Origin of the sequence: Paenibacillus sp. OT2-17 (assembly GCF_009827695.1) — a bacterium.
Taxonomy (GTDB): domain Bacteria; phylum Bacillota; class Bacilli; order Paenibacillales; family Paenibacillaceae; genus Paenibacillus; species Paenibacillus polymyxa_B.
On the sequence record NZ_WUDQ01000115.1, the window covers coordinates 1 to 9,361 of the forward strand.

Consider the following 9,361-nt stretch of genomic DNA (forward strand, 5'->3'; position numbering starts at 1 on the left):
CAGCCGCTTTACGCTCCAGCCATACATGGACGTTCACACCTTCCGCAGCTGCCTGCTCCTTCACTTCGCCCGGAACAGCATGTTCCACAAACCATGCGAAAATGTCTCCTACCGCCGATTGTCCAGCCTCATACCCGTAATAGCCCGGAATAATTCCGTTCTCTACAACGCCACACATACCTTCTACTTCTTTTTCTTCCTCACCGAGGAGCATATGGCAAATGGAAGTTCCCATCGCCATCACCAGCTTGCCTGGTGTGACGACGCCTACTGCCGGAACAGCCGCATGAGCATCCACATTGCCTACCGCTACTGCCGTTCCCGGGTTCAGTCCGAGTTTTGCAGCCATCTCCTCTGTTAATCCACCCGCACGGGCACCCAATTCATAAATCTCACCGCGCAGCTTCGTATCCGTCAAATTATCTAGACGCGGATCGAGCTCTCTGAAAAATTCACGATCCGGATAACCATCGCGATGATGGTAAATAGACTTGTAGCCAGCTGTACACTGATTACGTTTCAGTTCCCCGCTGAGCTGGGAAATTACCCAGTCGGTCGCTTCTACAAAGCGGTCTGTTTGATTATAAATGTCCGGTGCCTCGTTCAGAATTTGCCAAATTTTTGCGATCATCCATTCGGAAGAAATTTTCCCTCCATGGCGGGGCAGAAAGGCCTCTCCTCGCTGCGAGGCAATGGCATTTAAACGGTCCGCTTCATCCTGTGCTGCATGATGCGGGTTATCTTTTAGGTTCTCGTCAAAGCACAACGGTTGTCCTTGCGCGTCGATCGGCAGCATCGTGCATGCTGTAAAATCAATTCCGATCCCGATGATATCGTCTGGAGAAATGCCAGTCTCCTTCATAACGGCAGGTATAGAAATAGTCAGCACTTCAATATAATCAGCCGGATGTTCCAGCGCCCAATCCATTTCCAATTTGCGTCCACTACCAGGCAGCACTTCATCCATAACTCCATGACGGTAAGGTGTTACATGTGTAGCAATTTCAGCTCCGTCAGACAGGTCAACAATAACCGCACGGCCGGACTCCGTTCCATAATCGACACCAATTGTATACTTGCTCATTTGTGTGCCTCCTCCTTTTTCGTTTGACCATAATAAGCGTTCGCCCATGCTTGCGCAGAAAATGCTTACCCAGCAGCACCAGATCCACTAAGGTGAATTCTGGATTCCGAACGAAAGAACGGTACAATGCCAGATGATGTGTAGGCGTATCTGACGAAGGCCGAAGGTCAACCTCGACAATATCGCCTTGTAGAACCAGTACAACCAGTTGCTCCGCTTTCAGTTCTTCATAGGCCACGCCTTGGAAGAGCCAAATTGGCCTCCCATACTTCCTTTTTCAATTGTTCTAATATGTATAAGACACACCTTTTACTATCATTTCTGAAATCTGCAATGGAGGAGGTGACTGAAACTAACTTCAAATGGAAAATTACAGGAAGGTCTTAACGACCCTTTATCCTTGGTTCCGCTTTCATTATATGCTTGTACGTACAACTTAGCTAGTCTTTTTTATGTATTTTCTCGATAGATTTATGTACTCATTTTCAGAAAAAACATAGCAAAAACAGTCTATTTCTGCAATCCAGAAAACAGACTGTTCGGTATGGCGAAAAACATGCCCATCAAATATTAAGCGTTGAAGCTGTACACTTACTAACTTGTCCTTACATGTTAAGACTGATCTCCCTGCCTAGTTTTGTTTTCTCCAGGCATGACCTGAACAGGCCCCGTAGATTCACGAACGATGAGCTCAGGCGGTAGAATTAACTGACGATCTTCTTCATGGTACCCCTTCTCTTCAATCATCGACAGCATGGTATCGGCAGCACGTAGCCCCAATTCTTCCTTTGGATGCCGAATTGTCGTTAGCTTGATTTCCGTTGCTGTCGCCAAAAATGAATCATCAAACCCAACCAACGATAGATCATTGGGAATGTTCAGGCCCACCGAACGTACAATATCCAGGAGTCGAACAGCCAGCTCATCATTGTAGGTCACCCATCCAGTAGGACGCTCTCCCGCCTCCATCGTCAATAGCCTCGACGCACGTTGTAGCGGAATCTCATTTTTTTCTTCTGTCCGGTAAGTCGTTACTGCGTTCGGGTGTAGTGTCACACCATATTTGCGGTGAGCGGCCACAAATCCCTTCATACGAAGAATCCCCTGCATATCATCGGTTTTGAAAAATCCGGCCAAGCGTCGGTGTCCCAGCTTAATCAGATGCTCGGCCGCCAAAAAACCACCCTTTTCATCATCTACTCGCAGACATGGCGCATCCATTTCCTCATAACGCGCATTGATCATCAAATAAGGGATTTGGCGATTTTCCACGGTTAAATAATAGTTCAGATTGGGGTTACGCTCTCCACTTTTGGTCGGTTCGATAATAATTCCGCTCAGCGGTTGACTCAATAGCATTTCCAGGCACTGACTTTCTTGCTCAGGGTCATTACCTGTGCTTGACAGCAGCATCTTATAGCCCTGACGACTCAATTTAGATTCAATTCCCTGTACAATGGATGGGAAAATATAATCCGATATATAGGTTGTAATGACTCCAATCGTCTTTGGATCTTCGGGCTGCTTGCTGTCCCGTGTCGCGACAAAGGTTCCCTTGCCCTGCATCCGAAACAGCCAGCCTTCCTGCACCAGCTCACCCAGCGCCTGACGCACCGTTTGCCGACTAACGGCAAATTGTTCAGACATTTCATGCTCAGATGGAAGCTGGCTTTGTGGTTCCAGTTTAGATGAATGAATCCAGGACAAAATCTCCTGTTTAACTTGTATATATTTGGGCGCCATAATTTCCTCCGTACTTGCAATATCGTGTACCTGTTCATATTCCACGATTATAGCATACCGTTCATTTGTACATACAAATGTTACAGGAACAGGATATCGTCGTATTGCTGCCGGGGGTGTAAACCCATTCGCTTATCCCTTCCTTGCCACACATGAGTGGCTGAATATCTAAGGGACAATTTGTGTAGAGGTTGCACATTACGAACGAAGCAATTGATGTTCATTCTCATTCATATACTTAAGTCCAGTATAGCGATCACGCAAGGTATGAGCCGTGCGCAATGCACGAGCGAGCTGTTCCTCCGTAACCCCGAGCTCGGCAATGGTAGATGGGCCTCCGACCTGAGCCAGCCATGCGCGCATCTGCTCCGACGTAGGCAATCCCCGATACACCTTAAATGCCTCTACATCCTGACTGGCTGCTAAATCCCTGTACAGGTCAGACAGCAATGAGGATGCTACGCCCACTTTGGCACCATGCAAAACTTGCTTGCGTCCCTCTGCGATAAAATCCATTTCAATTCGGTGGGAAATATGGTGCTCTCCCCCTGACGCTGGACGAGAATGATCTATCATCAGCATCGAAATACCGGATGCAATCAGCGCATTCATCAATACCTCGACCCCAGCCTTGCTACCTGCCGCAATCTCATCGACATGTTCTACACAGTCACGCAGAGCCTCCTCAGTAATGCGATTAGCCACAGGTGAATACGGCTCGTTTCCTAAATCTCTGGAAACATGCCAGTCCGCTAGTGAGGTGAACTTACCGAGCATATCGCCAAAACCGGCCGCAGTCATCGTCTGTGGCGCATTTGCCAGCACGGACAAATCAGCAAAGATCGCCTCTGGCGGAACTGCTTGGAATGTCTGCTTGCTGCCGTCCACAATTAGTGGTGCGCCTGCGGAGGTAAAACCATCCACCGAAGCAGCCGTCGGTACTGACAAGAACGGACGATTCATTTTATAACATACGAAGCGAACCAGATCATGAATTGTGCCGGAGCCTACAGCAAGTACAGCCTGACTCTTATCCGCCACACCCAGCAGCACTTTCATAATGTAGGTCTCATCAGCAATCACATCCCCTACAGCATTCGGAGGTAAGCGGACGACATCAACTGTCAAACCTGCCTCACGAATCAGCTCAGCCACTTTTGTTCCAGCCGCCGCCGAAGTATGTTCATCTTCTACCAGAGTTACATGACGATAATCCTGTTGGTTCAGATATGGAACAACAGACTGCAGTGCTCCATCCCGTACCTCAATAAACAATTCAACCTTTCGGTGAGGATGATCAGCGTTACTAGCCTGCGCCTCTTCGTTCCACAGCTTGATCTGCTCATTCATATTCATTTCATCAGCCTCCTGAAAAAGGAATAATTTGCACAAGAATGATCCATAATGATTAATAGATTCCGTTTGAAAACGATTACTATTTAATTGTACGCACAAGTGTATGTCCAAGTCCAGCAAAAAAGTACAAGTTGCTTTTTAATTTATACATTTGAAAGGAACATGTTTATGAAATTTGGAACGGATATTGCCTGCGCACTTGGTTTACTGGCAGGTACAACGTTTGGCAGTGGTATTGCATTTTTGTTCGGCTGGCAAGCCTATCGAGCTCTGACTTCTGTTGCAGTCTTTGGCGTTGCGGGGATTATCATTACCATTGCCGTTTTTCGCTTGCTGCACCGTAAGTCGCTTCCCACGTCTAATTCTCGATAAATGCTGTTAGTGAAACGAGTGCAACTTGTTCTTTGCCAATACACATAAAAAACGGGCACTCTTAAGCAATTGCATCGCTTGAGAGTACCCGTTTTTGTTTTACAAATATCACTTATGAAAGTGTATCAACCTATGGATTAACGTCTAATTCATAATCAATTTCATCAAACCCGAATCCAAATAATTGGAGGAAATCCAGACGGTATTGTTCGAGATCACCCAATTCAGATACGTTTTCTGTAGTGATTTCGGACCAAGCTGCTTTGACAGCCTGCTGCACATCGTCTCTCATTTCCCAGTTATCCAGCCGAATGCGTCCTTCTTCATCCGTTTCCACAGTGGACCCACTGTATAGCGTCTCGAACAGACGTTGTGCCTGCTCAATACATCCCTCGTGCAGTCCCTTTTCCTTCATGACCTTAAACAGCAAAGAAATATACAAAGGTACGACTGGAATAGCCGAACTGGATTGTGTAACCAAAGCTTTATTCACAGAAACGTAAGCTTTTCCATGATAACGCTCCAGTTGCTTTGTTAAAGTATGTGCTGTAGCTTCCAAATCATTTTTAGCTTGGCCAATGGTTCCTTTACGATAGATAGCCTCCGTAATTTCGGGACCAATATACGAGTAAGCCAGTGTGGTTACCCCTTCAGCCAGCAGATCAGCTTCTTCCAACGCTTTCAGCCACAAGGACCAATCTTCGCCACCCATTACCGTAATGGTGTTCTCAATTTCCTCCTGCGTAGCCGGTTCTAGCGTAATTTGTGATACGACACCTGTATTCGTATTCACTGTTTTATTAGAAAAAGACTGTCCGATAGGCTTGAGAACGGAATTAAAGGTCTCACCCGTATCGGGATGTGTCCGTCGCGGTGAAGCGACACTATACACAATCAGGTCTACCTTGCCCAGCTTTTCCTTTACCAGCTTCAACGTCTCCTGCTTAATTTCATGAGAAAAAGCATCTCCATTAATGCTTTCTGCTATGTAGCCAGCTGCTCTGGCCGCTCTTTCAAAGGCTACCGTATTGTACCAGCCTGCTGAAGCCGTGCGCCCCTCTGATGCGGGACGTTCATAGGATACCCCTATGGTGTCCGCTCCCAGACCGAAGCTCGCAGCAATACGAGAAGCCAGCCCATATCCAGTAGATGCTCCGATCACAAGTACCTTTTTAGCTCCTTGTATTGATGTGCTATCTTTGATGTAGTTGATCTGACGGTTAACATGAGCCGCACATCCTGCAGGATGTGCAGTCGTACATATGAAACCACGAATTTTCGGTTTAATAATCATTGCAAGGGTCCCCCTACTTTGGCATTCATTTAATATGGATGGAATGGTTGTCCAGTCATAACTATATAGCAAATCAGCTTGCGGCTCAACACATAACATAACACTTGAAGACAGCCGAAGAAAACTACCGTAAACATCATAGTCTGCAACGCTTTTTTACTCCACTATTCATTTTGAATCATTTTCTAACAACATCACATCTTCTCCTTGCTGTTGTCTTATTTGGATATTAGCCCTTCCCCAAGAACACATTAAGTCAATAATTTCATTTGCTGTAATTCCATATTCCGTTATATAATACTCCACTTTTGGAGGCATTTGATTATACACATGTCTACCTATGATACCATCCTTTTCAAGTTCGCGAAGTTGCTGTATAAGAACCTTTTGAGAAATGCCCGGAATACTACGCTGTAATTCACTTGTCCTTTTTCTACCAGACATTAATAAACAAATGATTAATGATTTCCATTTACCTCCGATGATCTCAAGTGTTGCTTCTATGCCTAAATTATATTGTTTCATAGTACCACCTCTTCAACGCTAAAAATAACAAAGTTTATCTAATTAATTTTATAATTGCGTATCTTCACTCTAAGTCCAATGCACACTTTCAAGTAACTATCTTACTTTATTGTGTGTATTTACTTTTTTTGAAGCATACAGAATAATAATAGAGCATCTACAAAGGCAAATATGTTACGTAAGAAAGGTGATTTATGATGAAAACTCTTGTGATTTTAGCTCATCCCCATATCGAAGATTCTAGAGTAAATAACAGATGGAAACGAGAATTACTTCAATATACCAATGAAATTACAATTCACGAAATTTATAAAGAGTACCCAAACTGGAGCATTGATGTTTTGAAAGAGCAAAAGTTACTTGAAGCACATAGTAATATCATATTTCAATTCCCTTTATATTGGTATAGTTACCCGCCTTTATTAAAAAAATGGATGGATGATGTTTTTACTCATGGATGGGCTTATGGTTCACAAGGTGATAAGTTAAAAGGAAAGAAGCTAGGGATAGCCATGTCCATTGGCGATAAAAAAGAAAATTACTCACCTACTGGTTCCGTTTCTTTTACTGTAGATGAAGTTATAGCACCTTTTAAAGCAAGCGCAGTGCATGTTGGCGCGATAACATTACCCTATTTCGCTGTCTTCGGAGCCTCGTTTCAAGCAAGCGACGAAGACATTAATCAGAGTGCAAAGGACTATATTAAATATATATTTCAGTATAAATAAAATAGTTATAATGGTACACGCATCTTAACCATATAAAAACAGGCTCTTGGTGGCATCCAGCCAATCCAAGAACCTGTAAATGTTAGGCTATAATGCGGTCGAGAGGACTCGAACCTCCACGGGGGGTTAGCCCACACGGACCTGAACCGTGCGCGTCTGCCAATTCCGCCACGACCGCATATTATGTATTCACACCGATGTTTTTCAATCACGGTAATTAAGATTATATCTTCCATAGAACATAAAATCAAGCTATTTTTATATTATATTTTCTATGAATCATTTCCGCAAATATAAGAAAATCACTGGATATCACAATCCATATATGGTAAAATGGGTCCATCAGGAAAGGAGGTGCGTCAACATCAATAATCACATGTTGAGCGTATCCCTTACCCGGTCCGTTATTCTCTAATTTACAGAGTTGACGGAGGCGCGGGATACGGATCAAAGCTTTAATTAAGCGCCACGGGTAGAAAGACCGTCCTCGGACGGTCTTTTTTATTTCAACACCATCTATAAGATTACATACTGCACTGTGAAAGAGGAGATACGATGTCGATTAGACCCGCAAATGTGGAAGAGCTCAACGAGTTGACAGCCATCTGGCTGGATGCTTCCATAGAAGCCCATCATTTTATTGCTCCGCAGTATTGGGCATCACAAGTTACCGAGATGGAAAACAGGTACCTTCCCCTCGCTCAAAACTACGTTATCATACAAGATGATCATAGCATCGGCGGCTTTGTTTCCATGTTGGATGGATACTTGGCGGCTCTGTTTATACGTGTTGATTCTCAAAGAAAAGGCTATGGCAAGTTACTACTAGATTGGATCAAGAAGCAACATGATGAGATTCAATTAAAAGTATACCAGTCGAACACGAAAGCATTTAACTTCTATACCAAAAATGGATTTACCATTCAAGCGGAATCTGTTGATGCCGAAACTGACGAGAAAGAATTTGTGATGGCATGGACAAAACATTAACGATAATGAAGCATCTTTAGCTATATAGTCTTCTTATTTAACCCATAGACCTCGGTATATAAAATCTCTTTAAACGGAGCAAAATCCTGTTCAGCCAGCGCACCTGGATAGCTCATAATTTGAAGCCGCAGATCAGCCTGTCCTTCTCTTAAAGGGGGCTGTACATAGTCAAAATGGTTCAGATGAAACCCCAAACGTTCATAAAAACCAATTCTTCTCCGAGTCCATTCATCCACTGGTGGCTCAACCTCCAGTACTACCGGTTTACCGGACTGTGAAATAAACTTGCTCATAAGCTCTTTACCTAACCCGCCACCTCGTATAGCCGAATCTACGGCAATATGCTCTACAAACCGAAAATCTGTAAACTCCCATCCCGCCAAAAAAGCAATTATTTGCCCTTGTTCGTCCTTTTTGGTAAGTAAACGATAACATGGATGATGAAGCAGAGCCCTCTGTGACTCGGATGTTCTGCATTCCGTTTCAGGAAAAGAAGCCTCCATAATCGCATATACTTGAGAGAATTCAAGTTCATTCATTTATACTTTCAACTCCTCTAACGTTAACTTGTTGGTCTACTAATGTCATTTACATTAGGGCCCTAACCCTTTAGACCTTGTTTAATTCCATAAGCGTCAGCAATATGTGTTCCAACAGCTCTGGAATGTCTTCCATCTGATCTTCATTAATTTGTCTGGAAAATCGGAGTTCAATCCTGTTTTGGTATGTAGACGTCTTCTCTCCGTAAATCTGACTAAGCGTTTGTACTGGTCGAAGATCGGGCTTCCAAATTTTGGCCAGTATATTTTCAATCCGGCTGCATTGTGACTCAATTTCACGAATTTCCATGTAAAAACTCAGCAACAAGACACATCCCGGAATTTGATCTTTGATTTCCAAAATTTCCGCAGCCAAGTTGTTTAAATCCGCCTTTAGTTGAATCTCTGCTGTCACACTCGGGTGTTCTCTCAGTCTGAATTGGACAGCAAATTCACGTGACATCACGGACATTTCCAATCTGTCGATCCGCTGTGTAATGTCAATACGTGAATCCAAATTATCCAGATCGTAAACCGTATTTTCCATAGCCACTTTTAAATTATCAAAAACCGTAGGGTCGAACATGTACAATTCACCTCTGCCTATCGTTACAATTTATTATCCAACTCATGTCGAAGTTTGTTCTTAATCCAATGAGTATACCATATATATTTTCCTCCAAGAAACCTAACCTTTAAACAGAAGCCCTAGAAAAAACCTGTAAACAAG

Annotated in this window: 10 protein-coding genes, 1 tRNA gene and 1 pseudogene; 3 read left to right on the forward strand and 9 right to left on the reverse strand. The window is 43.7% G+C overall.

The window, feature by feature from the left end; all coding sequences use genetic code 11:
• The 4 genes and pseudogenes from GRP75_RS14140 to GRP75_RS14155 form a co-directional block, all read right to left on the reverse strand.
• Nucleotides 1–1,084: ribulokinase (locus GRP75_RS14140; protein WP_160789607.1), on the reverse strand; the 1,084-nt coding region annotated here is incomplete at its 3' end.
• Between the two features lie 112 nt (nucleotides 1,085–1,196).
• Nucleotides 1,197–1,325: pseudogene (locus GRP75_RS29765) on the reverse strand (class II aldolase/adducin family protein); the annotation flags it as partial.
• A gap of 371 nt (nucleotides 1,326–1,696) precedes the next feature.
• The gene (locus GRP75_RS14150; protein ID WP_160789608.1) at nucleotides 1,697–2,827 is read right to left on the reverse strand and encodes a GntR family transcriptional regulator; all 1,131 of its coding nucleotides are present in this window, start codon (nucleotides 2,825–2,827) and stop codon (nucleotides 1,697–1,699) included.
• A 198-nt stretch (nucleotides 2,828–3,025) separates the two neighbouring features.
• Nucleotides 3,026–4,183, reverse strand: coding sequence for a sn-glycerol-1-phosphate dehydrogenase (locus GRP75_RS14155; protein ID WP_160789609.1), 1,158 nt, complete (start codon nucleotides 4,181–4,183; stop codon nucleotides 3,026–3,028).
• A gap of 168 nt (nucleotides 4,184–4,351) precedes the next feature.
• Between GRP75_RS14155 and GRP75_RS14160 the strand changes: the two genes are divergently transcribed.
• Nucleotides 4,352–4,555 (forward strand): hypothetical protein, encoded by a 204-nt coding sequence (locus GRP75_RS14160; RefSeq protein WP_160789610.1) that lies wholly within the window; start codon nucleotides 4,352–4,354, stop codon nucleotides 4,553–4,555.
• A gap of 130 nt (nucleotides 4,556–4,685) precedes the next feature.
• Here the strand turns inward: GRP75_RS14160 and fabV are convergent, their stop codons facing one another.
• Both fabV and GRP75_RS14170 read right to left on the reverse strand, forming a co-directional pair.
• Nucleotides 4,686–5,849 carry an enoyl-ACP reductase FabV gene (gene fabV / locus GRP75_RS14165; RefSeq protein WP_160789611.1) on the reverse strand — a complete coding sequence of 388 codons (1,164 nt, stop codon included), beginning with the start codon at nucleotides 5,847–5,849 and terminating at the stop codon, nucleotides 4,686–4,688.
• A gap of 168 nt (nucleotides 5,850–6,017) precedes the next feature.
• Nucleotides 6,018–6,374 (reverse strand): winged helix-turn-helix transcriptional regulator, encoded by a 357-nt coding sequence (locus tag GRP75_RS14170; RefSeq protein ID WP_023987974.1) that lies wholly within the window; start codon nucleotides 6,372–6,374, stop codon nucleotides 6,018–6,020.
• Between the two features lie 197 nt (nucleotides 6,375–6,571).
• Between GRP75_RS14170 and GRP75_RS14175 the strand changes: the two genes are divergently transcribed.
• On the forward strand, nucleotides 6,572–7,102 hold the full coding sequence (locus GRP75_RS14175) for an NAD(P)H-dependent oxidoreductase (protein ID WP_053325138.1): 531 nt from the start codon (nucleotides 6,572–6,574) through the stop codon (nucleotides 7,100–7,102).
• A 93-nt stretch (nucleotides 7,103–7,195) separates the two neighbouring features.
• On the opposite strand, the gene GRP75_RS14180 is transcribed toward GRP75_RS14175, so the two are convergent.
• Nucleotides 7,196–7,280, reverse strand: a tRNA-Leu gene (locus GRP75_RS14180).
• A 377-nt stretch (nucleotides 7,281–7,657) separates the two neighbouring features.
• On the opposite strand from GRP75_RS14180, the gene GRP75_RS14185 reads away from it, so the two are divergent.
• Nucleotides 7,658–8,092: an N-acetyltransferase gene (locus tag GRP75_RS14185; protein ID WP_053325137.1), complete on the forward strand. Its 435-nt coding sequence runs from the start codon at nucleotides 7,658–7,660 to the stop codon at nucleotides 8,090–8,092.
• Nucleotides 8,093–8,112: 20 nt separating this feature from the next.
• Here GRP75_RS14185 and GRP75_RS14190 read toward each other — a convergent pair whose 3' ends face one another.
• Complete coding sequence (locus GRP75_RS14190; RefSeq protein ID WP_160789612.1) at nucleotides 8,113–8,631, reverse strand: GNAT family N-acetyltransferase; 519 nt, start codon at nucleotides 8,629–8,631, stop codon at nucleotides 8,113–8,115.
• Between the two features lie 70 nt (nucleotides 8,632–8,701).
• Nucleotides 8,702–9,217 (reverse strand): hypothetical protein, encoded by a 516-nt coding sequence (locus GRP75_RS14195; RefSeq protein ID WP_160789613.1) that lies wholly within the window; start codon nucleotides 9,215–9,217, stop codon nucleotides 8,702–8,704.
• Between the last annotated feature and the right edge of the window lie 144 nt (nucleotides 9,218–9,361).